23 protein-coding genes and 1 pseudogene are annotated in these 25295 nt (G+C 69.4%); 10 read left to right on the top strand and 14 right to left on the bottom strand.

Features of this window, described 5'->3' with window-relative positions; all coding sequences use genetic code 11:
• Positions 1 to 418: 418 nt before the first annotated feature.
• Together ACZ52J_RS33650 and ACZ52J_RS33645 are read right to left on the bottom strand one after the other, a co-directional pair.
• A complete protein-coding gene (locus tag ACZ52J_RS33650) occupies positions 419 to 1243 on the bottom strand; it encodes a hypothetical protein (protein ID WP_465624157.1) in 825 nt (274 codons plus the stop codon).
• 125 nt (positions 1244 to 1368) lie between these two features.
• On the bottom strand, positions 1369 to 1755 hold the full coding sequence (locus ACZ52J_RS33645; RefSeq protein WP_465624220.1) for a MerR family transcriptional regulator: 387 nt from the start codon (positions 1753 to 1755) through the stop codon (positions 1369 to 1371).
• A 130-nt stretch (positions 1756 to 1885) separates the two neighbouring features.
• Here ACZ52J_RS33645 and ACZ52J_RS33640 point away from each other — a divergent pair, with 130 nt between their 5' ends.
• From ACZ52J_RS33640 to ACZ52J_RS33630, 3 genes are all read left to right on the top strand, one after another.
• The gene (locus ACZ52J_RS33640; protein ID WP_360503724.1) at positions 1886 to 2551 is read left to right on the top strand and encodes a class II aldolase/adducin family protein; all 666 of its coding nucleotides are present in this window, start codon (positions 1886 to 1888) and stop codon (positions 2549 to 2551) included.
• Positions 2548 to 2988, top strand: a complete 441-nt coding sequence (locus ACZ52J_RS33635; RefSeq protein ID WP_360503727.1) for a carboxymuconolactone decarboxylase family protein — start codon at positions 2548 to 2550, stop codon at positions 2986 to 2988. Before ACZ52J_RS33640 ends, ACZ52J_RS33635 begins: the two co-directional genes overlap by 4 nt.
• A 285-nt stretch (positions 2989 to 3273) precedes the next feature.
• The gene (locus ACZ52J_RS33630) at positions 3274 to 5796 is read left to right on the top strand and encodes a hypothetical protein (RefSeq protein ID WP_465624155.1); all 2523 of its coding nucleotides are present in this window, start codon (positions 3274 to 3276) and stop codon (positions 5794 to 5796) included.
• A 1342-nt stretch (positions 5797 to 7138) separates the two neighbouring features.
• Here ACZ52J_RS33630 and ACZ52J_RS33625 read toward each other — a convergent pair.
• Positions 7139 to 7726 (bottom strand): DUF6939 family protein, encoded by a 588-nt coding sequence (locus ACZ52J_RS33625; protein ID WP_465624153.1) that lies wholly within the window; start codon positions 7724 to 7726, stop codon positions 7139 to 7141.
• Between the two features lie 665 nt (positions 7727 to 8391).
• On the opposite strand from ACZ52J_RS33625, the gene ACZ52J_RS33620 reads away from it, so the two are divergent.
• Complete coding sequence (locus tag ACZ52J_RS33620) at positions 8392 to 8652, top strand: hypothetical protein (protein WP_465624151.1); 261 nt, start codon at positions 8392 to 8394, stop codon at positions 8650 to 8652.
• A gap of 693 nt (positions 8653 to 9345) precedes the next feature.
• Positions 9346 to 9615: a hypothetical protein gene (locus ACZ52J_RS33615; RefSeq protein WP_465624150.1), complete on the top strand. Its 270-nt coding sequence runs from the start codon at positions 9346 to 9348 to the stop codon at positions 9613 to 9615.
• Between the two features lie 145 nt (positions 9616 to 9760).
• Here ACZ52J_RS33615 and ACZ52J_RS33610 read toward each other — a convergent pair whose 3' ends face one another.
• Positions 9761 to 10399, bottom strand: coding sequence for a nucleotidyltransferase domain-containing protein (locus tag ACZ52J_RS33610; RefSeq protein ID WP_465624149.1), 639 nt, complete (start codon positions 10397 to 10399; stop codon positions 9761 to 9763).
• A 998-nt stretch (positions 10400 to 11397) separates the two neighbouring features.
• Entirely contained in the window at positions 11398 to 11733 is a 336-nt protein-coding gene (locus ACZ52J_RS33605; RefSeq protein ID WP_465624148.1) for a hypothetical protein, read from the bottom strand.
• 673 nt (positions 11734 to 12406) lie between these two features.
• On the opposite strand from ACZ52J_RS33605, the gene ACZ52J_RS33600 reads away from it, so the two are divergent.
• Entirely contained in the window at positions 12407 to 12682 is a 276-nt protein-coding gene (locus tag ACZ52J_RS33600) for a hypothetical protein (protein ID WP_465624146.1), read from the top strand.
• 348 nt (positions 12683 to 13030) lie between these two features.
• Here ACZ52J_RS33600 and ACZ52J_RS33595 read toward each other — a convergent pair whose 3' ends face one another.
• On the bottom strand, positions 13031 to 13438 hold the full coding sequence (locus ACZ52J_RS33595; RefSeq protein ID WP_465624145.1) for a Mu transposase domain-containing protein: 408 nt from the start codon (positions 13436 to 13438) through the stop codon (positions 13031 to 13033).
• A gap of 45 nt (positions 13439 to 13483) precedes the next feature.
• Positions 13484 to 13969: an SMI1/KNR4 family protein gene (locus tag ACZ52J_RS33590; RefSeq protein WP_465624143.1), complete on the bottom strand. Its 486-nt coding sequence runs from the start codon at positions 13967 to 13969 to the stop codon at positions 13484 to 13486.
• A gap of 716 nt (positions 13970 to 14685) precedes the next feature.
• Here ACZ52J_RS33590 and ACZ52J_RS33585 point away from each other — a divergent pair.
• Positions 14686 to 15069: a hypothetical protein gene (locus tag ACZ52J_RS33585; RefSeq protein ID WP_465624141.1), complete on the top strand. Its 384-nt coding sequence runs from the start codon at positions 14686 to 14688 to the stop codon at positions 15067 to 15069.
• Positions 15070 to 15130: 61 nt separating this feature from the next.
• Here ACZ52J_RS33585 and ACZ52J_RS33580 read toward each other — a convergent pair whose 3' ends face one another.
• The 7 genes and pseudogenes from ACZ52J_RS33580 to ACZ52J_RS33550 form a co-directional block, all read right to left on the bottom strand.
• Positions 15131 to 15535, bottom strand: a complete 405-nt coding sequence (locus ACZ52J_RS33580; RefSeq protein WP_030240262.1) for a DUF6009 family protein — start codon at positions 15533 to 15535, stop codon at positions 15131 to 15133.
• Complete coding sequence (locus ACZ52J_RS33575; RefSeq protein ID WP_465624218.1) at positions 15532 to 16974, bottom strand: DNA primase family protein; 1443 nt, start codon at positions 16972 to 16974, stop codon at positions 15532 to 15534. Before ACZ52J_RS33575 ends, ACZ52J_RS33580 begins: the two co-directional genes overlap by 4 nt.
• 260 nt (positions 16975 to 17234) lie before the next feature.
• Positions 17235 to 18341 (bottom strand): bifunctional DNA primase/polymerase, encoded by a 1107-nt coding sequence (locus ACZ52J_RS33570; RefSeq protein WP_360503766.1) that lies wholly within the window; start codon positions 18339 to 18341, stop codon positions 17235 to 17237.
• Between the two features lie 2009 nt (positions 18342 to 20350).
• Positions 20351 to 20825 (bottom strand): annotated as a pseudogene (locus ACZ52J_RS33565) (GNAT family N-acetyltransferase).
• Between the two features lie 29 nt (positions 20826 to 20854).
• Positions 20855 to 21274, bottom strand: coding sequence for an arsenate reductase ArsC (locus tag ACZ52J_RS33560; RefSeq protein WP_360503769.1), 420 nt, complete (start codon positions 21272 to 21274; stop codon positions 20855 to 20857).
• A gap of 82 nt (positions 21275 to 21356) precedes the next feature.
• Entirely contained in the window at positions 21357 to 22103 is a 747-nt protein-coding gene (locus ACZ52J_RS33555; protein ID WP_465624139.1) for an aquaporin, read from the bottom strand.
• Positions 22100 to 22468, bottom strand: a complete 369-nt coding sequence (locus tag ACZ52J_RS33550) for an ArsR/SmtB family transcription factor (RefSeq protein WP_360503774.1) — start codon at positions 22466 to 22468, stop codon at positions 22100 to 22102. Before ACZ52J_RS33550 ends, ACZ52J_RS33555 begins: the two co-directional genes overlap by 4 nt.
• Positions 22469 to 22558: 90 nt before the next feature.
• Here ACZ52J_RS33550 and ACZ52J_RS33545 point away from each other — a divergent pair, with 90 nt between their 5' ends.
• From ACZ52J_RS33545 to ACZ52J_RS33535, 3 genes are all read left to right on the top strand, one after another.
• Positions 22559 to 23062, top strand: coding sequence for an ArsI/CadI family heavy metal resistance metalloenzyme (locus tag ACZ52J_RS33545; RefSeq protein WP_465624138.1), 504 nt, complete (start codon positions 22559 to 22561; stop codon positions 23060 to 23062).
• 272 nt (positions 23063 to 23334) lie between these two features.
• Positions 23335 to 24357, top strand: coding sequence for a hypothetical protein (locus ACZ52J_RS33540; protein ID WP_465624136.1), 1023 nt, complete (start codon positions 23335 to 23337; stop codon positions 24355 to 24357).
• Between the two features lie 248 nt (positions 24358 to 24605).
• Positions 24606 to 24998 carry a nuclear transport factor 2 family protein gene (locus ACZ52J_RS33535; RefSeq protein WP_465624134.1) on the top strand — a complete coding sequence of 131 codons (393 nt, stop codon included), beginning with the start codon at positions 24606 to 24608 and terminating at the stop codon, positions 24996 to 24998.
• Positions 24999 to 25295 lie beyond the last annotated feature (297 nt).

The following is a 25295-nucleotide window of genomic DNA, read 5'->3' as shown; positions in this document are numbered from 1 at the left end:
GACTCCTTGGGACGACGAGCACTGCCTTACGTCTCTACTTGGCTCCGACGCCCCGAACCGTTACACGCTGCTTTTCCCACGGCCTGCCACGGCCTCCCGCAGCCTGGCACTGCTTCAGCCCGCCTGCCACCCACCCCCTGCCCCGTCCGGCTGGTCTTCGGCCGGTACGGGCTGCTGAACGTCTTCACCTGCCCCGCCGGGCCGGAACATCCGCACCGGTGGAGCATCCGGCAGGCACTGCCGTGAGACTTCGGGTGGCGCCCGTAGTCCCGAACGAGCCGCCGTCGAGGAGGTGTAGGCGGGTCGTCTCGGCCGAACAGCCCTGTGAGGGGGTGGGCGTCCACGTCCTCCCGGTCGCGCTGCTGGGCATCGGGGAGGGATACCGGTGCGGAACTACTCGGAGCGCTGCTGCGCCGGGTCAGCGGCGAGTCGGCTGGCAGCGCTCGATGCGGTCGAGGTCGCCGGCGAGAAGGTCGCTGTGGCTGATGGTGAAGTCTCCGTTGAGCAGGGCATCTCCTCCGCCGTAGTGCTGGCCCACGACAGCGGTGGGCAGGAAGGAACGCAGGCTGTGGCGCATGTCCCCGGGGTAGTCAACAGGTTCGCCCCACTCGGAGGGAGCCTGGTCGGTGGAGAACAGGACCCAATGATCCACGGGGACGGCGGCGTCGAGGTCCGGGGCTGCTCCTGTGTGGCAGTCCAGCGCGGGCACGGTCAGCCGGTCGGGGTCGAGCGGCTCATACCACAGCAGCAGGGGCTTGGCGCGCTGGGCGTCAGCGTTGTCGAAGCAGCAGACGGCGATGGTGTGGTCGGGGAAGTGGTCGGCGTAGAAACGCATGAGGTCCGGGTTGAGGTCCGGCCGCCGGTGTGACGGCACCAGCTGCAGTGCGGCAGGGATCGCGGTGGGGTCAGCGGCCAGGAGCACTGTGTAGACGTCGTGCTCGAAGATCTTGACGGTCTCTGGCTCCCAGCTCATCCACGTGATCTCGTCGACCGCCACCGCGATGGGTCGAACGGCGGCCACCATGCGCTCAAGAACATCACCGCTGCGTCCGACGGTGAGGAAGTGCCCGGGGGTGAGCCGGCTGGTCGGCACGTGCAGCAGCATCGCGTTCGGACCATCAGCGAGGTTGACGGCAGTGTTCTGGTAGCCCAGGACATGAACGAGACCGTGCAGCGGGTGCTGCTGCCGACCGCAATAGACGATCGTGCCGGAGAACGCGGCCTCACTGGTCGAGATGCACATGGTGGCACGGTAGCGCCCGGGTACAGGTGGGAAGCCAGAGGGTATGCACGCGGACCGAACCGCCGGTGATCCGCCGGTGATCCGCTGGTGAGCGGATCACCGGCGGGGTCGGCACCACACGCGGTTCACGGCGCCGGATCCGGCGTCTGCCACGCCGCCATCTGCTCTCGGAACTTCGGGCATCTGACGATGTCCTCTTCGCTGCACCTGAGGGCGTGGGTCAGGAGCTGATGGGCGTGGTCGAGATCGACCATGCGCTGCTGGATCTCGGTGATCTTGGCGCGGATCATGGCCTCTCGGCGTGGCTGCTCCTGCTGGAACTCGCCGATCTCGGCCAGGCTCAGCCCGGCCTGCTGGCACGTGCGCAGGACCGTGATCCGCTCGGCGGCCTCGGGCGGGTAGCGCCGCTGCCCGCTTTCGCGCTCGGGCGTGGGCAGCAGGCCGTGGCGCTCCCAGTACCGGATGGCCGAAGCGGGCACTTTGGTGATCTCGGCGAGTCGGCCGATCGTCATGCGCACGTTCTGCTCCTCCTGCTCCTCGTCGATCGGGCACTTGACTTGAACCTTAGTTCAAGGAGAAGAGTGGCCGGCACGAGGACAGCGGCGAACGAGAGCCGCTGGCAACACGCTTGGAGACACCGCCATGAGCGACAGAAACGTACGGAACGAACGGGCCGACCAGCTGGTGGAAGCCGCGGAGAAGCTCTTCGCGGCCGGGGTGATGTCCCACTCCGGGCACGCCAACCTGAGCGCCAGGCTCGACGGTGAGCGCCTCCTGCTGACACCGGGATTCGTCCGCGGCCTGAGGCCCGAACAGCTGGCGACCGTCGGCTTCGACGGGCAGGTCCTCGAAGGCGAGCTGCAGTCCGTCAGCGCCGAGATCATCGCCATGCACAGCGCCGTGTACCGGGCCCGCCCCCACGTGGGCGCGATCATCCACACCCACTCGCCCTCCGCGACCGCCTTCGCCGTGGCCCACCGGCCACTGCCCTGCCGCACGGAGCCGATGCTGCGCTTCGGACAGGCCGAGGACGTCCCCGTGGTTCCCTGGGGACCGCGCGGATCGGACGTATCCGTGCGCGGCATCGCCGACGTGCTGCAGCAGCGCCCGACGACGGCCGCCGTCCTGCTGGCCAACCACGGCCTCCTGGTGTTCGGCCCGGACTCGGCGGCCACCGCCCACCTCGTGGTGGCGATCGAGGAGAGCGCCCAAGCCGAGATCGCCGCCGCGGCGATCGGCGGGGCCGTCGACTTCCCCCCGGGCGCCCAGGAGGCCGTGCGCGCCGCGATCGCGCGGGTCGCGTCATGACGGACGACACCCTCGCCTCCCGCACGGAAGCCGTACGCGACCGCTACCGCTCCACCCTCGGCACCGTTCCCGGCGGGGTCCAGGACCGGCTGCGCCTGGCCCAGGAGTTCGGCCGGCTGCCGACCGAAGAGGCGATCGCGGCACTGCGCCACATCGTGCTGACCGACAGCCCGCTGGGAGCACGCGTCCAGCAACTCGTCCACTTCGGGCAGCTGCTGGCCCTCGGCCGCCCACACCCCGCTCGGATCCACGCCCAGGGCGCACTCCACGCCGGAGCCTGCATCGCCGATCTCATCGGCGTCGCCGAGACCGCACTCATCACCGCCGGCGTGCCGGCATACGCACTCGGCACCGAGATCATCGCCGAACTCCTCCCCCACCCAGGCTCCGACGAAGAGCGACCGTCGGATCATGCGAGCGGCCCGGCCCGACTCTGACGACGTTGCCGTCCTTCCGATCCTGCGGAGTGCCAGCACGCCAGCCCGGCTGACGGTCCACCAGGCCAGGCTGGCGTGAGCAGGTCATTTCTGACCCGCGATGTCTACTGACCGTTTACTACGTCTTTTATGTTCTCGGCGTTGAATGCAGACACCGCTCAACGCGAAATCCACGACCGCCCGCAGCTATGAGCGTCTATCCGTCCGGACGAGCCATCAAAGAGCCGCCGTCCCGGTCCGCCAGAAGCCCGTCGCCCGCAGACGCCGGCCTGGCAGCATGTCGGGATGACTGAAGAGGTGCACAACCACAGCGAGGGTTCGCCTCGGAACGTGATCCAGGCGGGAAGCGTCCGCGACATCTATGTGGGCTCCGCCCCCGCTGGCGGACGGTCTGCCTTCGCTGTCAACGCCGAGAACGATGCGCTGGACGGGCTGGCCCGCGAGGTCCTGGACCAGTGGCGTGACGAGGCCAACGTCCGCGGTCTGCGAGAACGGGTTCCGATGGTGATTCCGTGGAAGCTGGACCAGGGACACCAGAGCGGGCCCGGCGAGGAGCACTCTGAGCGGGTCGGGCTCGAGGGTCTGGTCGACCGGGTCAAGACGCTCTCACTACACCAGTTGGTGATCACCGGGCCGCCCGGGGCAGGTAAGTCCTCCCTGGCTGTCCTTCTCGTCGTCGAGCTGCTGGAGGGCAGGGAGCCGGGTTCCGGGGAGGCCGTTCCGGTCGTCCTGTCGTTGTCAGGTTGGGAGCCCGAAGTCAGTCTCCAGGACTGGGTCATCAGGCGGATGAACGAGGACTACGGAGGACTCGTCCGAGGCTTCGACCAGTACATGGTGAAGTCGCTGGTGCAGAACCGACGGATCGTTCCGGTGCTGGACGGCTTCGACGAACTACCCCCGCTGGCCCGCAAGGAAGCCGTGAAGGCGCTGAAACAAGCGTTCGGGACGAGAGATCCTCTGGTCCTGGCATCCAGACCAGAGGCCTACCAGGAGGCCGTCGACGCGGCGCCTTTCCTGCGAGGTGTTCCGGTGCTGCGCGCCTGCCCGGTCCCGCCCGAGGCCGGTAGGGCCTACCTCGCCCAGATGTGCCATCGGGACCGCATCGGATCCTGGCAGTCGCTCTTCGATGCGATGGACAGCGACCCCGAAGGGCCGGTCGCCACCACCCTCTCCTCGCCCCTGATGCTCTGGCTCGCGGGGACGGTGTACGCGCCGAAGGACGCCGATCCTCGTGAGCTGCTCGACGCGACACGGCTGCCCACGCAGACCGACATCGAGGGCCATCTCCTGGACGGGCTGATTCCGGCCGTCTGCGCGCAGGGACCACGGCCGTCCTACCTCCCCGGACCGGTGCGCCGCTGGAGGTCCGGCAGCGCGCCCGCGTACGTCCGCTACCTGGCCGGCGAACTCCACCGCCGACGCACGCAGGACATCGCCTGGTGGCAGGTGCGGAGCCCGCTGACCGAGCCTGGCGTCTGGGGCGCCGTCGTCATCATCGCCGTAGCCGTCTGCGGCACGTCTGCGAGCTATGCGATCGCGGGCCTGGCCGCCCTCCTGGGGGCTTCTCCCCCGCGGCCCGGGCTCGGGATCCCGGGCATGGGCCAGGTGCTCGGGGCCGTCGCCGCGGTCGCCATCATCGCCACGGCGTTCGGAAGGATCGTCACGCGGCACCTGTTCAGTGGCTTCGACGATCGCCCACGACGGCCGGCGCCCGGAATCAGTGGCCGCCTCCTCCTGGCAGTGTCGGCCGTCGCTACGGCAGCCGTCGGCGTGGCCCTGCCCGGCAGCATGACGGCGAACCTGTGCCTCTTCGCTCTTCCCCTGCTCGCCGGTGTGCTCCTGACCCGGTCGGCCGAGTCCGAGATCGCGGCCAAGCCGAGGCAGTTGCTGCGCGACGAGCGCAGGATCGCTCTGGTCGAATCCGCAGTGGTCGCGCCGACCATCGCGGGAACCTCACTGGCGATCTTCCACTGGCTCAACGGCGATCCACTGCTCATCGGCGGCGGTCTCCTCATCGGCTGGTCGTGCTCGGCCGCAGTGCTGATAGCCCTCAGCCGATGGGGCCGCTGGACCGCCACGCGCCTCATCCTGGCGGGGCGTCGGCATCTGCCACGGGACGTTCTGGGCTTCCTCGAGGACGGCCACCAGCTGGGCGTGCTGCGACGGGTCGGCGGGATCTACCAGTTTCGGCACGCCGGGCTCAGAGAGCGGCTCGCGGGCGAGGCAGTCGGCGGGAGGCCCGGCAGTTCCGCAGGGCCACACGAGGTGGTGCTCAAGAGCAGTATGCGGAGCATCGGGGTCCTGCGAGCGTTCGCATTCGACCTGTTGGCGCTGATCTCCGTGTTCCTCCTGGTGGTCTCCCCGATGTCCTCGGGCCCCGGCTTCCGTACCGACCTGCGCCAGACCTGGCTGCTACTGGTGCGGTGGTGGCCCTTACTGCTGGCTGTGCTCGGCGTCCTCGCCCTGGGGGCAATGGCCCTGCGGGCGGTGGCGACGCGGCTGCGCATCGACAGCGAGTGCGTGGAGCTCAACGACGGCCGCAGGCTACGGCTGCGGTGGGATGACGTGGCGGAGGTACGGGTGCTCAGGGTCCGATCCGGCAGGAACGTGGAGACCGGCTCCCCCACTCTGAACGTCTCGTACTGTCTCGCGATGAAGCCGGTGGCCGGACGGGAGACGCCGCGATCCCTCACGGACTCGGACGGCTGGGTGAGGGTGTGGGACCTGGGCTTCACCGAGGTGATACCGCTCGACCTGGAGGTCGCGCTGTCCCGCTTCGCCGCCGATCGCTGGCGCCGTGACGTCTGAAAAAAACCTGAGGCCGTCACGCGCCAGGAGTGCACCGGGCCCACCCCTGGAACCGAGGACGGCTGGAGGCCCCGGCTGTCCGCCCTGAACCTCCACACGGTGCCCTGCGGCCACACTGGACACGAGAAATTTTCCGCGGAAAATCCGAGAGCCTGCTGATCCGCTCACGATCCGGCGCCGCCCATAGGACTGGTCGGTGCCGCAATGCCGATCACCCTGACGGTCGCGGAGCAAGCGCAGTAGGTGGTGGCTGCCTGGGGCTGTCCGTCCGAATCCAGGACATCGGCAGCGCGCCGGGAGGCGTTCGCGAGCGCCTCGAGACGGAAATCCGCTGTCCGAGTACGTGCTGATGAGGTTGCCGCGCACCAGGAGCGCGGCCTCGTGGGTACCGCCCAGGCTGCGCTCACTGTCGGCCTCCGCCCGTCGCCGTCGGGCGATGGCGAGCTGTCCGGCCTGGCGCGCGGCGACCGCGAGGTTGGCCGTGCGATGACCTGGGCGCCGGGTGCGTGCCCGGGCGCTGGGGCCCGGCCGACCCAGAGGTGAGCGAGGACGGGAGGGCTGTCGAGAACGGCTTCGGCGATGCCGTGGACGAGAGGAAGACGGCCATCCCTGAGCATGGGGCGGGCCAGACCAGGAGGGTAGAGGGAGTCGGCGCGTTCGGTGGACAGGTCCCAGGCGGCAGCGCCGGTGTGGGGCTGGTGACTAGGGTCCGCCCCCTGCGGGCTGGCGGGCGGCCACGACCCAGTGAGGTCAGCGGGATCGGCCACCTCGTCCAGGACGGTGAGTCATCGGCAGGACGGCCGCCCCGGTCCCCGGTTCGAGCCAGGCCAGGAACTGCCGTGCCGCCTGCTCGGCATCGGACGTGGCGTTGCCGAGAAGCTCGGCCGACCGGCGCTCCGAAATTTTCCGCAGAAAATCCGGAGTCGTCAGGGGAGCGAACTTGTCCCCCCGGCAGCCGACGCAACGGTGGCCGTCAAGCCGAGGCGACTGCGGGTCGGTGGCGCAGGATCTGTCGACGTCCGGACGAATCGGCACTGGCTCTGCTCGACGTCCGGGATTTTCCGCAGAAAATTCGCGAGGGCAGGGAGTCGGCTCCCCGAACCTGGGAGTGCCGGGAGTGCCAGGCAATCAGTGTCGCCGGCGCCCCTCGCCCAATGCTGTCAGCCATCGTGCCCGACTCCGCGAGGCGGGGTCGTTGGCCGACTGGGGCGGATCGCGGCCCCAACCTCAGCTACCCGAAGTCCCTTCAGAATTTTCTGCGGAAAATCAGTGGGTCAGTCCTGGCCATGGCTGCGAGCCCTCAGCATCCTCCGCGCACCCGGCATGTCCGACGCGGGACCACTTACGGCATGCGATCGGTGATCCCGCCGGAAGCCTCAGTCTCGTCTTCACTGGGCCAGTGCCCCTCGATGTGCAACTGGATGAGCGCGGCGTGGGAGAGCGGGCTGGTGGGATCGTTGACGTCCCCGTTGGTGGTGTAGTCCAGGAGTACGACGTTCTCCTTGCTCCTGAGCAGCTCGACCAGGTCGCCGACGCAGTGCTCGAGGATCCACCGGTAGGCCGGCAGGTAGATCCGGCGCCGAGCCGTTTCGTAGGGCAGCAGCCGCTCGCCGTGCAGACCGGCTCGGTGGCCTTGAACCGGGCCGTATCGGCTCACCGTCCGCTTCAGCCCCATCATCGTGGTGACTGCGAGCTTCGTGGGGTCGACATCGGAGTTCTGGAAGACCTTGAGGGCTTGCCAGATTCCCTCCACCGACTGGCTGGTCACACCGTCGCTATAGGGGACCGGGATGCCGCCGTGAGGATAGAACGGGCTCAACCGCACCCACGGGTCCGGTCCCTTGGAGGTAACGTCGATGATCTCGGCACCGGGGAACCCAGCGGTCAGTGAGGCCATCGAACGACGACGGCTGGCAATTCGGATCGACACCTGGCGGCCCCCTTGCTGGATGACAACAGGCCCTCAGCATCCCCGACAGCACTGACATCTCGCCCTCCGTGCGCCGGATCGGCCATGGCCCTGGCACGGAAGTTTTCCGCAGAAAATTCCTGCCCACCAAGAGCCGCCTGGGCAGAGTGATCGTTCAACGCAGCCTGAGTCCCTGCCCGGCAGCCCGGGGCCCCCACAGCAATGCAGCCACCAGGATCCGCAGGATTTTCCGCGGAAAATCGGAGGGCGGAACAGAAGGAATGACGCCCGGCTCCGGGAGCGGGATCGCGTCCCTCCAGCCCGGGCTGGGTCCCCCAGCGCATCCTGCGAGCGGTGTCAGCCGATCCCAAGGGTCGCAGACGTGAGATCACCTGAAGAGCTGGGAACGACCGACTGACCGTCCCTCGGAGCCGCCTACGGCGATGGCAGCAACATCCCGGGCTCGATACGCGCCGTGTACTCCGACGACCGGGACCAGGCCCCCGCACGACCGTGTTCATGTTCTTCTGTCAGGCACTGCACCAAGCTTCGGTGTCGTCGTCCGCCGTGTCCCCTTCCGCGCACACACGGCGGTACACACCGTCCACGAGCGGGCGGCCTGCTCGCAGCTCCGGCCGGATGCGGCCTCCGTCCACCGCGGTCTCCGATCGACTCTCACGGACCCGGTGCCCGCCATCCGCGCTGCCGCCGCCCTTGGCCCTGCTGGAACCGGCCGAGGCGTCGACGTCCTGCCACACGAGCGGTCGCGCTGGGACCTCGGCATCCTGCTCGTCGCCCTCTCCCTTTCGCTGCCGAGCACCACCCGCCCCGACCCCGCGCTCGCCGGCGACCTCCTCCCCCACGTCCCCACCGCCACCCTCGCGGGCCACCGCACCCAGACGATCTCGGTCACTCGGCGATCCACACCTCGCGACCGACCCTCCTGACCCGATCGCCGCGAGGCACTGGCCGCGCTCGCCGGCCGTACCCTCGCTCCCCCACGCCGATACCAATGCCTCGCCCTACGGCAGCCCACCCGTTCCGGCCCGGGCCGGAACGGGCTCTACGCAAGGCTTCTCCCCCGAGGACGCCCACACCCCTCCGCCCAACCCAGCGCACCTGCTTCGCCACCACCCCGCCCAGTCCCTCATCCACCGCTTCGCCGACTGAGCCTTCCAGGACGCCGAAGTCCTCGTCCTCCGGCGGAGGTCCGGACGCCGCCCTGCGCCTGCTGGAGCTCCAGCTCGCGGACAGCGCCCAGCACCTGGACGAGCAGCTGCGCAAGACGGCACGTCGCATGCTCGCCTGACGTCGCCGACGGAGGACGCCAGCTCCAGCCGGGGAGTGGGTAAGGGGCTCGGAGTCGAGTACGGCTACTCATGAACCGGCCGAACCGGGCCGCGCACACAACGAACTCTGCGGCTCGGCTCTTCAGCAGGGGCGGTCGCGGGAGAGCCGGATCACCTGGCGTACCTCTCGCTCCCGGTCCGCGTCCGCCCGGCGTGACAGCAGGCCGCGCGGAGAATTTTCTGCAGAAAATCCGAAGCCCGGCGGAGACGGACTCTGACGAAGGGGGCTGATGCCACCTGTGGGAGGTTGCCGACGATGCCGAATGGGCTCATGGGAACTACCCGTCGTTCGTGAGCGTGGTGCCGTTGCGCTTCGGCATGCGCCACCAGCAGACGGTGGCCGCCAGCTGTGACGCTCTACTACCGGGAACCGGCACCCTGGCCTGTGTGGCTGTCAACGCCCTGCAGAGTCCGCAGATATGGCTGGACACCCTGCGGTTGGTCCGGCAGGTACGGCCCGAGCTCACCCACCGGCTCTTCGACTACGTGACCGAGCAGGGCCACGGGCACGACGCGCGACTGCGTTCCGAGCAGCGAGTGGAGCGTCCGCTGACGATCTGAGACGTAGCCGGACCCGAGTTCGGCTGAGCCTGCGACGTGATCAAGAGTGTCCGGCCAGGAGGCCGAACTCGGCCGGACACCGCGGACGCTCGATCCCTGGCGTCCGGATCAATCCGGACAGCTACGCCTGACCGTCCGACACGTACTACCCCGCCAGCTCCGCCAGCCATGGGTGACCGGGGTGCACACGCTTCAGCCACCCGCTGAGGATGTCCCGCCGTGCCGGGCTCAGCAGCGGCAGGACGCCGTCGAAGTCCGCCTGATCCTTGGACCGCGCCGCCTTCGCCTTGAACAGCAGCACCAGCTCCGGCACCAGGTAGGGGATCCCCTCGGCTGTCCACTCGATGATCGTTTCGTACGGCAGCCGCAGACTCTCGTCCCGTCGGCAGATCCAGGTCCCGCCCTCGTGCGGCTCGCGGAAGACGTCGAACAGGAACTGATCGGTTGCTGGATCCCGCACCCAGGTCTGGTGTGTGGCCGCCAGCGCCTCGGCTCCCGCAGCCGGCCAGACCCGCCCCGAACCCGCCGCGTCAAACACGTACTCGGGGAAGCGGTCCCGAATCTCCGGGTATCCCGCCGCCGGCACCGCAATCTCCAGATCGCCGTGTGGCCTCGATTGCCTCCCGCGGAACAGGTCCAGCGCCCAACCTGCTGCGACACACCAGGTCACGCTGACCCCGTCCAAGCGCTTCGCGATCTGTTCCGGCCGCCATGCGTCCGCCCATCTGGCATCCAGTTCATCCGCATCGAGCACAACGCCACCGGGCGGCAGTGAGTCGGTCATCGTGACAACCTACTGCCGGCCACGGTCCAATGGCGTAGGAAACCGGTCCCGCGAGCCGGACAAGCCAGGCTCCTCCAGGCTTCCCCGGCTCCGATTTTCCGCAGAAAATCCGGGTCCGCCAGAGCTGCTTCCGAGGGCAGGTGTCCGACGGCGCGACAACGTGCTGCAGACAGTCCGAACCGCTGAGCCGCCCATGGATCTCCGAGTCTCGGAATTTTCTGCGGAAAATCCGGAGGCCGCTGCCATGGCCGGGCGCGCCCGCTCCGGCAGGGTCAGCGGTGCAGAACGTCCCCCTCCTCCGAGCCGCCGCGGTGCTCCCGGACCAGGATCTGCCCCGTCCCGAGAGGCACAAGGCAGTCCGCGTCACGCGGATTCAGATCAGCGAGATCTGCGGGAAACGGGAAGCCGGTCCCGACATGCGCCGGGTCGAAGGCCAGGCTCCCCCACACACCACTGCCGCAGTCCGACAGCCGGAACTCGTCGACGCCGGCAAGCGCTCGGAGTCCTGCCAGCGCACAGGGAGCACACATCCGGCCACCCACGCATGTATTGACCCGCCGGGTTGTTGACACGGCTGATGGGTGGCTGCCCGCCGAGTTCGGTCGGATTGTGGCTGCGGCGAATGATCTGACGGCCGCCCGGGACCATAGAGGTGTTCCGGATGTTGCTGTCGGAATCGGTGCGCGGGACGAACCAGTGACGCCATGTGGATGCCGACCCGCCAGTACGGGTCGAAGCCCTCGGGGAGGGTCGCCCGGCGGATGCGTGATCCCTGTCCGTCGGCGCCGACCAGGAGGTCGAACTCGCCGGACGACCCGTCGGAGAAGTGCGCGACGACCTTGTGCTCGTCCTGCTCGAAACCGTCCACGGTCTTGCCGACGACGTACTCAGCGTTGTGCCAAAGCCGTCGCCCCCCAGACCGAGGTCGAGCACCTCCATGTTCACCTGCCCCGAATCCTGAGGAGCACCGGGTCGTGATCAGCGGTTTGGTCGATTGCTCAGCCGTCCGCCTCGAACCACGACCCGATGTTGTTCAACATGAAGTCGTTCTTCCAGCTGGGCTCCCTCTTCGCCCAGCCGAGCATGGCCGCGATGACCCTGTCACGCGAGACCGTTCGGGTCTGATGGTGCTCTGCTGGAATCCCGTCCCGGTACTCCAGCTGGAACGTGTTGTCCTCACGCATCCAGACCTGGACATACCAGTCGCCGGACTCCTCATCGAGGCGCTCAAGAATCAAGGAACCGCCACGTTGAAGGTTGGCCACCGTCGAGCTGATCGCTGACTCCGACGGGCGCTCGACCAGCACGACCGCGCCACTTCGCATCACAAGCATCCCGAGATCATCCCCCTAGCCCCTGACAACCCGAAGTCCGTACGGCCCGTAGTCCACACGGGCCGTACCAGGAGCCGAGTGAGTCCGCGGGGTGCGGCTTCCTCTCCTCGGGCGGCCGGTTGGACGGCCTGGACACCGGTGATGCCGACCGTCCCAGGCCACGGAATTTTCCGCGGAAAATCGTCCGGCCAGATCCTAGAACGATCCCGGTAGACGACGGGGGAGTGGCCCGGGGAAGCAACCCCAGGGCGTCCAACGCCGAGCACAGCATGGTTCGGCTCCGCTGCTCGGGAACCGGCGGGCGCAGGCCAGACACCCCTGGGTCGGCACCAGACCAGCCAGTACCGTACGGGGACGATCTTCGGGGGCGATCTGGTGCCGCCGATACTGCTGGTGGACGTGGATGGGCCGTTGATACCGAATGCGGCGAAGCCATACCGGCGTCCCGAAGGCTACGAGACGCACCCCTGATGACCCCACGGTGCCTCGTCAAACGCGGCGCCCGAGGTCGCGGCGACCGCCGGCCGGGGCCTGCGATCTGTGCCGTGCCGACGCATGGTCGGTGGCGCTGTCATTCATGACGGTGGTGCTCTTCCTGATCGCAGCCCGCGCGGATTCCCGCGCCGACCGAGTGGGTGTTCGTGCTGTCATGGGGGTCGGATAGGTTGCCTGGATGACTGCCATGGACCCGCTGGTGCCCATCCTCGCCGGGCTGGTCATCGACACCGTCTGGTTCCTCGACAGCTGCGAGGACGACGAGGTGGACCCCGACTCCGCGGTGAAGACGATGGAGAGCGTGGCCGGAGTGCTGCAGCAACTTCCGCACGACCAACGCGACCGGTTCCTACGGACGCTCACGAACCTCGCCGAAGCCGAGCCGAACCCGCAGCGGCGGGAGTTCCTGGAGTCATTCCCCTCCGCCTGCGGCCTGGTCGCGGACGAGGTCTGAACCTGGTCGGGTCGAGCCAGCCGCGGCTCCGTTCGCCCCGAACCCGGACCAGGCGGAGGTGCCCGGCTGCTGGCTGGGTGTCTCGCTGTGGCGTGCTCGCCCCGGTGGCCCAGGATCGACAGGAGGTTGCCCTCGGCGAAGCGGCAGAGTCGCCGCCATACCGAGCGCTCGGTCGACGTCGGCGCTGCCGTGCCGTATGACCAGCGCGATGGCGTTGGCCATCTTCGCCCGATCCGGCGGGTGTCAGCCCCCGCGACCTCGATCAGTCACGCCGCTCCCGGGCCGATGGCCAGGAACTGAGCCGCGGCCGGGTTGGTCGGCTTCGGCGTGCGCTCGCCGCGCGGGGCGTCAGGGTAGTGCTCGTCGGCGATCCGCGGGTTGCCCGGGGTGGGTCGGGCGTGGCGGGCGACCCGGACCACGCTGCCCCGCGACCACGGCGGTCACGATCAGGTCCTCGCCGTGAAAACGGACCCGGACGCTGTCCTCGACAAGCTTGTGTGGCACCGAGTAGCGCACCGAGTTGACCGAGATCGTGGAGTCCTTGCCCACCCGTCGGCTTTCGCCGAACGCGGCGGTGAACGGCTGCTCGGGCACCGGTGGCAGCCGCAGTCTCTCCTCGGCCAGCAGCTCGGCTGGGATCCGGCGGGTCTCGCGGTAGACCCGGCCGTGACCTCGGGCATGAAGGTCTCGCAAGGCTTCCTGCGGCTCGGCGAAGTCGCCGTACCCGCCTCTCAGGTTCACCGCGGTGGGCACCACGTCCCGTCCCATTGGCGATCCGAACCGTCGATTTCTGACTGCTGATCAATGTGTCCGGGGCCGAGGCCATTCGCTGTCCGAGGGCACACCGTCCGGCCAGGCGAAGCGCAGTTCGCCGTCCATCGCGGCAGCCAACCACTGGGCCAGGTTGACGCCCTGGGGCCGGCAGTCACCTTCGGCGTTGGACCACATCGCGCCGTCCGGGTCGCGGAAGTCGATCATCGACCACATCGTGCAGCCCCAGTCGTAGAGCGGCACCACTCCGGCAGGCACTCCACCGGTGGGGTCCGGTCCGTGCTCATAGGACTCCGCAATGTGCTCGTCCCGCTGCCCCACGTCGACCGGCAGTACCCCGTCCAGGGGGCCGAAGCCGCCGTTGGACACCTCGGTGTACAGGCGCCGCAGAAGCGGGGGACAGACGAATCCGATGACACGTTCCGCCTCGGCAACCGCCTCGTGCGGGGCGGGCGGGGGAGCCTGCCGGTCTCGTGCGATCCTCCGGCAGGCTTCGACGATCTCGTCATCGGTCACCGGGGGATCGTAGTGGCCGGATCGGACAGCCGGAGCCCGTCACTCCGCGACGGAATCCCGGGGGCAGGGTTGGCCGCCGCGCTGTCGCAGATGCCCAGCAACGGAACCTCGGTGCCGGCCCTTCACAGGCTCTGCTTCTCCCACCTGACCGGCAACCTGATTCAGCCACCGCAGGCCCTCCGAGGCGGTAGTCCCAGCGCATCGACGAGGGTGACGTCTGTTGCTTCCAAGCGATGCACGTCGAGTCGCTTGAAGCCTGGGTCGTCGAGCTGAGCAAGGCGCTCCCAGCCCCGCGTCGTGGGCCGGGACGGGGCACGAGGGCGCCGTCATGCGGGGGGTGGTCGTGGTCGTCGCCGTCGCGCACGACCCGGACGTGGAGAAGCCGCCGTACGTCTTGGTTGGCCCGGACCAGGGGTGCCGTTCTCGCCGATGTGGCGGTTCGTCGCGCGTGGCGCCGAGCAGGTGGACGCCCTCGGGCGCGGGCAGTCCCCCGGCTAGGCTAAAGCCGCACGTCAATGGCCGTGAGCGGCGGCCGGGGGAGGTTATGGGCAGTGGAGACGATGGGCGAGCTGGAGGAGCTGCGGGCGCGGGTGGCGGCGCTGGAGGCGGAGGTCGGGCGTCTGCGCGAGGAGTCTGCGGCAACGCACACGAAGACGAGGCCTGCGAAGACGAGGCGCGCGACGACGACAACGTCGCCGGCACAGACAGCGACGACAGTGACGACCGCGACACCAACGGCGACAACGGCGCCCGGCCGGGACGGTACGGAGGCCCGCTCCACTGCGGCTGACGGCTCCTCCGCGAACGACCGCACCCGGGTGCCGGACGTCGTCTCCACGGACCGGATCGAGCCGCGCCAGTCGATGACCTGCCTCGCCGACGCCGTCGGCGTCATGGTCTCCGACCAGGCCGAGCAGCCCCGCGAGCAAAGCCCCGAGCAAAAACCCGAGCAAGACCCCGAGCAGACCCGGGTGCTGCGGGCCCACGCCCGGACTCCGGAAAGCCGGAGCAGCACGCTCGTCCAGCACAGCCGGTTCCTGGAGAGCCTCCTGGCAGGCCAGGCGGTCCTCCAGGAGGAACGGCGCCCGGAGGGCCGCTGAGCACTACGGCGGTGGGGGCTACCCGAAAACACGGGCAGCCCCCACCGCCGCTCGGCAGGACTCAGGCCTTCGGAAGCGTTATCCCCAACTCGAGCATCGCCGGGGAGGCCGGGCCGCCCTCGGAGCGCTCGGTCTTGTAGCCCTTGACGCCCGGGGCGACGGTACGCGGGTCGACGGCCTCGGAGGGAGCGCCGGTGGAGTACAGGCCGTCCGGGTCCTGGTCGCGGTCGTGGGGGAGGAGCCAGAAGACGCGCCGGCGGAAGGTGCCGGAGGCGCGGGAGGACTTCGCGTCGGGGCCGAGGATGGCGTAGCCGACCATGCGGCCGTCGCGGTGGTACGCGGGGCGGCCGCGGCGGGTCGTGAGGCGGTCCAGCGACTGACGGACGTAGTCGAGGTCGGAGGTGTCCTCCAGCCAGACGAGGTCGGTTTCGTGGGCGAGCTCGGCCGGGTCGATCAGCGCGCTCACGCGTTCTGCTCCTCTGTGTCGTCGGTGATCAGGCCGATGCCCGGGTAGTACTTGCGGCTGTTGGACAGGACCATCTCCTTGGGAGAGGTCATACCCAGTGTCTCGCGGACTCGTGCGGCGAAGGCACGCCCGGATACGGGATTGGCGCCCTCGAACCCGCACCAACGGGTGTAGGCGCCGAAGAGCTGGGATTGTTCGGCGCGCATGCCCTCGCCGGTGACGCACGCCTCCTTGAGGAAGCGGCCGACGTGGTCCTCGGTCTCCGCGTAGGCGGTGGTGGCGACCTGGACGCGTTGGGGGCCGGCGAGGTCCTTCTCACCGGCGAAGTAGCGGCGGGCGCCGTCGATGAGCCAGGCGAGGATGCCGGGGCCCTCCTCGGCGACGAGGACGTGCGCCAGGTTGTCGATCTTGCGTTCCTCGGGGACGACCCGTTCGAACGGGATCAGGCGCATGCGCCGCCAGAAGGCGAAGCCGCCGGTACCGACCTCGGGGCGGTGGTTGCCGAGCAGCCAGAGCTTGTGGGTGGGCTCGAAGGAGAAGAAGTCCTGGCGCATCCGGCGGGCCTTGATCTTGTCGCCGCCGGTGAGGAGCTTGACCCGGGCCTCGTCGAAGCGGTCGCCAGGCTTGAGCTCGGAGCAGACGATGATGCGGCGGCCGTGGAGCTCGGCAAGGTCGGTGGGGTGGCCGTCGAAGGTCTTGGCCATGAGGAAGCCGGGCGGGGCCGCGTCCGCGTAGTCGCCGAGGAGCTGGATCATGACGTCGAGGAGGACGGACTTGCCGTTCTTGCCCTGGCCGTAGAGGAAGGGCATGACCTGGGCGCCGACGTCGCCGCTGATGGAGTAGCCGAGCAGCAGGTGGAGGAAGTCGCGGGTCTGGCGGCCTTCCTGGTCGTCACCGAAGGTGTCGGTGAGGAAGCGGTTCCAGCGCGGGGTGGGCATCCGGGCGGGGGCGAGGGTGGTGGAGCGGGAGTGGTGGTGGACCTGCGGGTCGGGCGGCGCGATGGCACCGGTGCGCAGGTCGACCACGCCGCCGGGGGTGCACAGGGCGTAGGCGTCGGCGTCGAGGAGGGCGGCGTTGAGGACCATGCCGGGGGCGGACTTGGCCTGGGCGAGCATGGCGTTCATGCCGGAGGTGGACAGGGCGCGGCGGCGGTGCCGGCGCAGGTCGGTGTTGGTGTAGACGCCGCGCGGGTCGTGGGTCGCGACGCTCTCCGCCATCTCGCCGGCGGCCCACAGGACGGTGTCGTCCTCGTCGAGCTGCCAGCGGTGGGTGGACCAGCGGTACCAGCCGATGCCGGGGACGTGACGGTAGTCGCGCCCGTAGAGGTGGACGAAGAGCTTGGCGTTGCCGCGGTCGGAAAGCGAGTCGGGCAGCAGGCCGTGGGCACTCGCCTGCGGTCCCGCATGGGGGCCCGTCTGGGAGCCCGCTTGGGGGCCCATGAGGGCCTCGGCGGGCTGGACGGGCTGGACGGGCTGGGCTACCGCTGCGCTCTGTGCGGTGTGTGTGGTGTGTGTGGTGTGGAAGGGCTGGGTCGGCTGGGCGGGCGCCTGGGAGGCCTCGGCGGGGGCGTCCAGGAGGCTTTCCTGGACGGCGGCGCCGTGCCAGGGGGCCTGCGAGGGGCCGGGGACCGGCGGGTATTCCAGGATCTGCTGGGCTGCGGCCACGGGGTCGAAGACCGTCCTCTTGCGGGTGCTGTCGGTCATCCGCGGGCCTTCCCGATGTGCAGGGGCTGCCGGGCGCCGGCGGCGAGGCCGGAACGGATGACGGCGGAGCTTTGCCGGTCCTGGGTGGGACGGGCGGTGCGGGCGGCGTCGAGGAGGAGCCGCTCGGCGGTGGTGTGCGTCAGGTGCCCGGCGGAGACGAGGCCTCCGACGGTGTAGGCGGCGCGGTTGAGCTTGCCGGTGAAGCCTGCGCCCTCGGGGGTGGTGGCGCAGTCGGTGACGTCCTGCAGAACGGTGTCGAGGACGCGTTCGGCTCCGCGCTTACCGCCGCCGGCGGCCACGACGGCCTGGCGGGCACGGTCGGGTACGGGGGCCGGGACGGCCGCCGGCTTGGGCTCCTGCTTGTCCTTGAGGTGCCCGGTGCGGACTAGTTCCTCGCCGAGCCACCGGGGGAGCGGGGCGGGGGTTCTGGCTCCGGGCAGGACCGTGTAGGTGCCGGCGCTCGTCGTGGTGCCGGGAGCGACGATGTAGCCGCCGTGGGCACGGACGTCGACCTGCCAGGCCAGGGCCCGCCCGGTGGAGGAGCCGGTTGAGCAGGTGAAGCGGTGGTTGGCGTCATCCAGGTACCAGATGTGCAGGCCGCCGGAGGGCGTGCGCACACGCAGCGTGGACGTGTCCTCGGCGGGGGCGGGGGAGCGACGGAGGGCCGCGAGCAGCGCGAGCGTGTGGTAGCCGTTCTCCAGGCCCTCCAGGTCGACGTGCTCGTGGATCGGGATCCCCGGCAGGATCCGGTCCCGGGCAGGCACGGCACCGGGGTGACTGTCGACGTCGATGACGACCAGGCCCGCAGGGCCACAGGCGACACCGATGCCGAAGTCGGGGTTGGTCTGCCACCAGGCGGTGATGACGTCCTGGTCGAGGGTGGCGGCATGGAAGCCGTGGCACCAGCGACCGAACCGGGAACAGGCGCACTCGGCGGGAGAGTGCGGGGATTCCTGGCACGGCTGACAGTTGGCGGGCGGCGTTTTGCGCCCCGGAGCCAGCGGATGGACCGGCCAGCCCTGGGAAGCGCACCACCGGGCAACGGCCAGCGCATCCGGCTGGCGGCCCGTTCGGTCGCTCCCCACGGCCTGCGGCGCCGTCACGCTGGTCCCTCCCCCTTGGTTCAGTAGCTGCTTCAGCTGCTTCAGTCGCTCGGTAGCTGCCCGACTTTCGGTCGCTCGTTCAGTAGCTGAGGGCAAAAAGCCAGGTCAGGGCACTGGCAAACGCCGGATCAGCGACTGAAGCGACCGAAGTCCAGAAGATAGCTCACACAGACTATCGGAGCGAGGACGTACGCACCCGGAGTGGCGGACCTTACGCGGAAACTCAGCGACCGAACCCTGGGGCAGCGACCGAGTCGCTTTGGTCGCTGTTTTCGGTCCGCCGACGTTTTCGCAGGTCAAAACCGGTTTTCAAGCCAAACAGCGACTGAAGCGACTGTAGCTCGGGTCTATAACGCGCACACGCACACGGGAATGTCTTCATATACCCAACCTTGAGTCGCTTCAGTCGCTTCTTGGGTGGGTACAACGCCTCTGACCTGGGATTTTGTCCAGCGACTGAAGCCCAGCGACCGTAGCTACCGAGTCTCTCGCGCCCGGTCGCTCGGCGTGTCGCGCGTGTCAGGACTGTCTGAAGGTCCGGAGTTCGGTCGCTTGAGTCGCTTCGGTAGCTCCCGGTCAATGGGGGAGTGGCGGAGCCCTGTCGTGGAGTCCTCTCGACCCTCCCGCGCTTGCTGCGCGGAGAAGTCCCTTCCTTGAGTCGCTTGAGTCGCTTCGGTAGCTCCCCCCAAGCCGGGCGGGGAGATCGGCTGGAACGCGCGTGGCGCCAGGCTTCCACCGTCTCGGCGCCGGGCACCTGACGCCGGCAGCGACCGAAGCGACTCTGCCCCGGGGTTGGACTGCTGCCCCACTGCAGGAGCGCTTTGCCCTGCAGGGGGACAGGCCGCGTAGCGGCCCTAGGCGTCTGACCCGGGGAAACGTGCCCCTCACCGTGCCGAGGAAAGAAGCGACCGAACTCAGTGAGCCCGGATCCGTTGCCCTTCGGTCGCTCTTGGTCGCTCTCGGTCGCTGGCATCCGGAGAGCGACCGAAGCCCGCCCCAGGACAGGCGTGACCTTTCCGTTCCACAGTCGTTGTTCACGCGGATCTGCTGGGCATGGATCGTCTCCCCGACCGACCGGGGCGACGGCAAACGCTTTCCTCGGTGGTAAGGGCTTTGCGGATGGGCGTCATGCTGGGCGTGGTGGTGCTGACGACGGGCGATCGAAAACGGGAGCTGTCCCGCGCTCCTGGACTCGGTGACCCCCGGGAGAGCGATGCTGTGACGGCTTACTGCCCCGCACCGACATCTTCCGTTTGGTCCGGGAAGCCTGCGAGCAGGGTCCCGCCTCGGTGTGGTCGGCTTCCGGGGCGGCGCCGAGGACGACACACTCGGCGCCGGTACGTCCCACGTCTGGGCACGAGCGCCCCACTAAAGCCCGGGGAGGTCACCACCTGCCTTGGTGGCCACGACCAGCCAGAGCTGCATTACCCGGCCCAGGGCTGAACGCCTACTACATCCACGCGACCCGGCCCTACCTTGTGTCCCCGCTGCCCGGCTCCTGATCAGAGCTGGGCACCACAGCCGGGCGGTACCGACAGCGGGCCGACAGACCGGGGGAGCGGCGACCGCAGGCGGATGCCCGAATCCTGTAAGCCCACTCTCTGTCTCGGGGAGGCGCTCGGATTTTCCGCCGAAAATCCGGTGCACGGGCGGCGACACCGGCGGCCTCACCCGGCCGTTCCGGCACCCCAAAGGCAGCCCGTGCGGGCTGCGGCTTCGCCCGGTGCGGGCCGGGCGAAGCGGTCGAACGGTGGCAGCGTGCGAGACACCATGGGACGTCGCTCTACTCCTGACGTCTGTCCGGCACCGTCGACGCCCTCGAAGCCGCCGCACCCACACCCTGACCCACGGTCGGCCCCTGGCTGGCAGTCGGCTGGCACCTGGTCGACGCCCGTTTGCCAGGCCCCGTTGGCGACGCGCACCTCGCGCACCCGCGTGTCCCGCGCGCATCCCGCTTGCGCCGCCAACATCGGCCCCGACCCGGTCGGCTCGTGGTCGGACTGCAGCGATCAGCGCACGATCGGGCTGCGGCGCTCGACGAGGACGACGTCGCGCCAGAGGCCGTGGTGTCGGCCGAGCCGCTCGCGGGTCCCGATGACCCGGAACCCGGCCTTGGCGTGCAGGACGAGGCTGGCGGTGTTCTCCGGGAAGATCCCGGATTGGAGGGTCCAGATCCCCGCCTGCTCGGTCGAGGCGATCAGTGCCTGAAGGAGGGCGGCGCCGACGCCTCGGCCGCGGGCGTCGGGATGGACATAGACGGAGTGCTCGACCACGCCGGCATACGCGCATCGGTCGGAGACCGGCGCGACCGCCGCCCAACCCAGTACCCCGCCGTCCTGGTCGAGGGCGACCAGGACGGCGGTCGGGCAGGCGGGCGCTGTCGAACGTCTCCCAGGTGGGGGCGGTGGTCTCGAACGTCGCGTCGCCGCCGTCGATGCCGAGCTGGTAGATCGCCAGGACCTGGTCGGCGTGCTCGGGCAGCATGCCGGTGATCCGCACCGGCCCGGCGGCCGTCACGGCTGGGCCTGGATGCCGAGGTCGCTGAGCAGGCCGCGGATGCGGCGCTCGATCTCGTCGCGGATCGGGCGGACGGCCTCGACGCCCTGGCCGGCCGGATCCTCCAGCTTCCAGTCCAGGTACTTCTTGCCGGGGAAGTACGGGCAGGCGTCGCCGCAGCCCATGGTGATCACCACGTCGGAGGCCTGCACCGCCTCGGTGGTGAGGATCTTCGGGGTCTCGGCGGAGATGTCGATGCCGACCTCGCGCAGGGCCTCGACCACGGCCGGGTTCACGGTTCCGGCGGGGGCGGAGCCGGCCGAGCGGACCTCGACCCGCTCGCCGCCGAGGCGGGTGAGGAAGGCGGCGGCCATCTGGGAGCGGCCGGCGTTGTGCACGCAGACGAACAACACGGAGGGGACGGCGGGATCACTCACAGGATGTCCTTGATCGGGAACGTCGGGAACAGCGGGAACAGCGGGGATGTCGGAACGACGGGAACGTCGGGGCGGGCGGTGCTCAGCGGCCGGAGGCGGCCGGGTGATGGTCGCCATGCGGGACGACGACGTCCTCGGCGGCCGGGGTCGGGCGGCCGAACAGCAGCGCGACCAGTGTGATGCCGGCCACCAGGCCGACCAGCTGGGCGGCGATGAACGGCAGCACCGAGGCGGGGGCGATCCCGGCGAAGGTGTCGGTGAAGGCCCGGCCGATCGTCACCGCCGGGTTGGCGAAGCTGGTCGAGGACGTGAACCAGTACGCCGAGCCGATGAACGCGGCGACCGCGACCGGGGCGAAGTGCGCGCGACCGGCCCGGGCCAGGCCGAAGATCAGCAGGACCAGACCGGCGGTCGCCACGACCTCGCCCAGCCACAGGTGCGGTGCCCACCGGGCATGGGTCGACCAGTGCACGAGCGGCTCGGCGAACATCGCGTCCGCGAGCACCGCCCCGCCGATCGCGCCGGAGACCTGGGCCAGGGCGTAGGCCGCGACCTCGCGCAGGCCGGGCCCTTCCCCGCTGCGGCGGCCGGTCCACCAGGCGGCCAGGGTGACCACAGGGTTGAAGTGGGCGCCGGAGACCGGGCCGAGCAGGGCGATCAGTACGCCGAGGCCGAACACGGTCGCGAGGGAGTTGGCCAGCAGCTGCACGCCGACGTCCTGGGACAGTTTGGTGGCCTGGATGCCGGAGCCGACCACGATCGCGACCAGCGCGCCGGTCCCGACGAACTCGACGGCCGTCCGGCGGCCCAGCGGGGCGAGCTCGGTCATCTCGCGCCTGCCGGAGCCTCGAGGAGCGAGGAGAGACGGGCCAGGGCTGCGGGCAGTACCCAGTAGTAGACCCAGGTCCCCCGGCGCTCGGAACCGACCAGCCCGGCTTCACGCAGCACCTTCAGGTGGTGGGAGATCGTCGGCTGGGACACGTCGAACGGGCCGGTCAGGTCGCAGACGCAGGCCTCGCCGCCCTCGTGCGAGGCGATCAGTGACAGCAGCCGCAGCCGCACCGGGTCGGAGAGGGCCTTGAACATCCTGGCCAGATCAACAGCGGCTTCCTCGCCCAGCGGCTCGCGGACCATCGGCGAGCAGCACGCGGCCGCGTCGTCCTGGCCGAGCACCGGCAGTTCCAGATTCGACATGTGTCTATGTTGACAGTCATCTAATCCAGTGGCAACGTCATCCATATCGATAACCGTCGAATCAAGGACCCGGATCGGGGAGAACCGCCCATGTCCCGCGTTCAGCTCGCCCTGCGCGTCGCCGACCTCGAAGGCTCCATCGCCTTCTACTCCAAACTGTTCGGCACCGAGCCGGCCAAGCGCCGCCCCGGCTACGCCAACTTCGCCATCACCGAGCCCCCGCTCAAGCTCGTCCTCATCGAGGGTGAGGCCGGCGAGGACACCCGCCTGGACCACCTCGGCATCGAGGTCGAGAACACCGAGCAGGTCACCGCCGCCACCGCCCGACTGCAGGACGCCGGCCTGGCCACCTTCGAGGAGAACGACACGTCCTGCTGCTACGCCCTCCAGGACAAGACCTGGGTGCACGGCCCCGGCAAGGAGCCCTGGGAGGTCTACGTCGTTAAAGCCGACGCCGGCACCCTCGGCAAGAGCGCCACCGCCGGCGGCCACGCCTGCTGCACCAGCAGCGGGCAGGATGCCGAGCCGGCCGCCGCCGCGGTGGCCGCCGCCGAGTCGGCCACTGCCGCGGCAGCATGCGCCTGCGGCAGCTGAGCAGGCGTCAGATCGCCGGCGGGAATCCCGCGAACCCGTTGGTCCCTGGCCCCATACGGTCACCAGAGACCGGCGGATTCGTGCTGTCAGCCCTCCCGGACTCCGTGAACGGATCGCCGAGCTTCAGGCGCTCATGCTGGAACAGCAGCCGCCTGCATCCGTCCGCCATCTCCGCCCTCTTCAGGGGGCCACTCCGTCGTAGCGAAGGCTCCTGAGGAGGCTGTCAGTGCCCTGTGCTTGGATACGGCACCGGCGTCGGAAAAGGGGAAGACATGACGCGTACGACACCGCCGTGGCCGCTGGATGTCGAGATGGCGTTTCCGGAGCTGGCCAGCCTGGCAAAGACGGCCACCCGTCTGCACCCAAGCCCGGGTGCACCAACCGTCCATGACAGTTCGGTGGGCGGGCCGCTGCTGTGGCCGGCGGACGAGCCCTGGCCGGAGTACGGGTCGGAGTACCCGCCCTACCGGCCGATGACGACGCTTGCGGATGTTCGCGCGCTGCGGGCCCTGCTCACCCAGGCATGGTCCCGACCTCGGGGGCCCCGGGAGAACCTCCTGGCTGCGCAGGAGAAGGAAGCGGTGGACCGGATCCATGCCAAGCATGCCCCGGAGATGCTGCCTCCGGGGCCGCTGCCGCTGATTCCGCTCGTGCAGCTCTACGCCCGGGACGTGCCCGGATTGCCGTTCCCGGAGGGGACTGACCTGCTGCAGGTGTTGTGGGAGCCGTCCGCGGAGATTGAAGGGTGCTCCGAAGCCGTGCAGCTGAGGTGGCGGCTGGCTTCGGGGGTCCGGGAAGTCCTGACCAGTCCTCCTGAGCCCGCCTATGTCGAGTGCAGTGACCACGTGCCGGAGCCATGCCGACTCCACCCGGAGCCGGTGCGTGAGTTCCCTCCCCATCAGAACCTTGACGAGAAACTCGCGGAGCGCTTGGACCACTGGTGCGCGCAGCAGTCGGTGAGTTACCGAAGCGACCTGTCCGTCGCTCCCGGATGGAAGGCAGGTGGGTGGCCGGCGAACTTCACCTTCCGCGATCCGGCGGACTCCGACGAACTGCAGTGCGGCGAGTGCGGCGGGCCGGTGGAGGCGCTGCTCACCATCGACGGCACCGAGTGGGACGGAGCCACTGGCAGCTGGCGTCCGATCGAGACGGGCGAGGACGCGGAGAAGCCGGCTGGGCATCCGTACCGGACCCTGCGGGAACCAACGATGGTGACCATCGGACGCGGCTACACCCTGCAGTTCTACAACTGCGTCAGCACGCCGTCCCACCTACCGCGCACGATCATGCAGTAGCGCAGACCCAGCTAAGGCTGTCCCGTAGGCCGTGCTTCGGCTGACGGTGACAGGGCACAGGTCGACAAATTGGTGGCAGGCTGACCGTCGGTACGAGACGATCACGACGTGCATGGCCCTGCTCTTGCCGGACGCGCCTGGATGCGTTGCGCGGTGGTGGTGCCGTGCTGACATCGGATCGATGCTCGGTCTGGCGCTTTCCGCGCCGGCCGGAGAGGACGCGTGTGTCGCTCGCTCTTGAAGATCGCTTGGCCATCACCGAACTGGTCTCGTTGCACGGCCACCTCGTTGACGACGGAAGCCTTGACCGGTTGGAGGAGTTGTTCACCACCGATGTGGTCTACGACCTCACCGACTTCGGCCAGGAGCCACTGTCCGGGGTGGCAGCTATCCGAGAAGCGGCATGGGCACTGGGAGCGGCCAACCCTGTCGCACATCACGTCACCAACGTCGTCGTCACGGCGTCGGCGGATGGCCGGGTGCAGGTCCGTTCCAAAGGGCTTGGCATCAAAGCGGACGGCTCCTGCGGTTCCGTCTCCTACGACGACACCGTCGTGCGCACCGCTGACGGCTGGCGGATCAGCCATCGCAAGGTGTCGCCACGCCGAACTCCCTTGGGCGGGATGATAAAGCTGGGCTGACCAGGTACATCCCGCCTGGTCCCAACCGGTGACGACGAGATTGTGCAGGCGGCCGATGCCGAGCATGGCGTGGTGGACACGTGGTGAACTACTCGGCTGGCTCGCCACCAAGGCCGGCGATTGTCACCGTCGCTGCGACGGCAGCGTCGACCTGGGACGGATCCGATTCCATGAATCACGCCAGGCCGAGCCGCTGGTGGTACGTGACGGTGTAGTCATCTGGCGACCGTAGCCTGCTGCGATCCGCTGCCACAGCGACGAGCTGAGGGCCGGTCTTCCTGATGGGCTACTCCAACC

It is taken from the genome of Kitasatospora sp. NPDC034035 (genome assembly GCF_055575755.1).
The sequence above is the reverse complement of the archived record's forward strand: the minus strand, read 5'-3'. Positions and strand labels throughout refer to the sequence as shown.

Coding starts and splice junctions, on each gene's coding strand:
- ACZ52J_RS33650 (WP_465624157.1), bottom strand. CDS start 1,243: ATGTGCATCTCGACCAGTGAGGCCGCGTTCTCCGGCACGATCGTCTAT.
- ACZ52J_RS33645 (WP_465624220.1), bottom strand. CDS start 1,755: ATGACGATCGGCCGACTCGCCGAGATCACCAAAGTGCCCGCTTCGGCC.
- ACZ52J_RS33640 (WP_360503724.1), top strand. CDS start 1,886: ATGAGCGACAGAAACGTACGGAACGAACGGGCCGACCAGCTGGTGGAA.
- ACZ52J_RS33635 (WP_360503727.1), top strand. CDS start 2,548: ATGACGGACGACACCCTCGCCTCCCGCACGGAAGCCGTACGCGACCGC.
- ACZ52J_RS33630 (WP_465624155.1), top strand. CDS start 3,274: ATGACTGAAGAGGTGCACAACCACAGCGAGGGTTCGCCTCGGAACGTG.
- ACZ52J_RS33610 (WP_465624149.1), bottom strand. CDS start 10,399: ATGACCGACTCACTGCCGCCCGGTGGCGTTGTGCTCGATGCGGATGAA.
- ACZ52J_RS33605 (WP_465624148.1), bottom strand. CDS start 11,733: ATGCTTGTGATGCGAAGTGGCGCGGTCGTGCTGGTCGAGCGCCCGTCG.
- ACZ52J_RS33600 (WP_465624146.1), top strand. CDS start 12,407: ATGACTGCCATGGACCCGCTGGTGCCCATCCTCGCCGGGCTGGTCATC.
- ACZ52J_RS33575 (WP_465624218.1), bottom strand. CDS start 16,974: ATGGGCCCCCAAGCGGGCTCCCAGACGGGCCCCCATGCGGGACCGCAG.
- ACZ52J_RS33555 (WP_465624139.1), bottom strand. CDS start 22,103: ATGACCGAGCTCGCCCCGCTGGGCCGCCGGACGGCCGTCGAGTTCGTC.
- ACZ52J_RS33550 (WP_360503774.1), bottom strand. CDS start 22,468: ATGTCGAATCTGGAACTGCCGGTGCTCGGCCAGGACGACGCGGCCGCG.
- ACZ52J_RS33545 (WP_465624138.1), top strand. CDS start 22,559: ATGTCCCGCGTTCAGCTCGCCCTGCGCGTCGCCGACCTCGAAGGCTCC.
- ACZ52J_RS33540 (WP_465624136.1), top strand. CDS start 23,335: ATGACGCGTACGACACCGCCGTGGCCGCTGGATGTCGAGATGGCGTTT.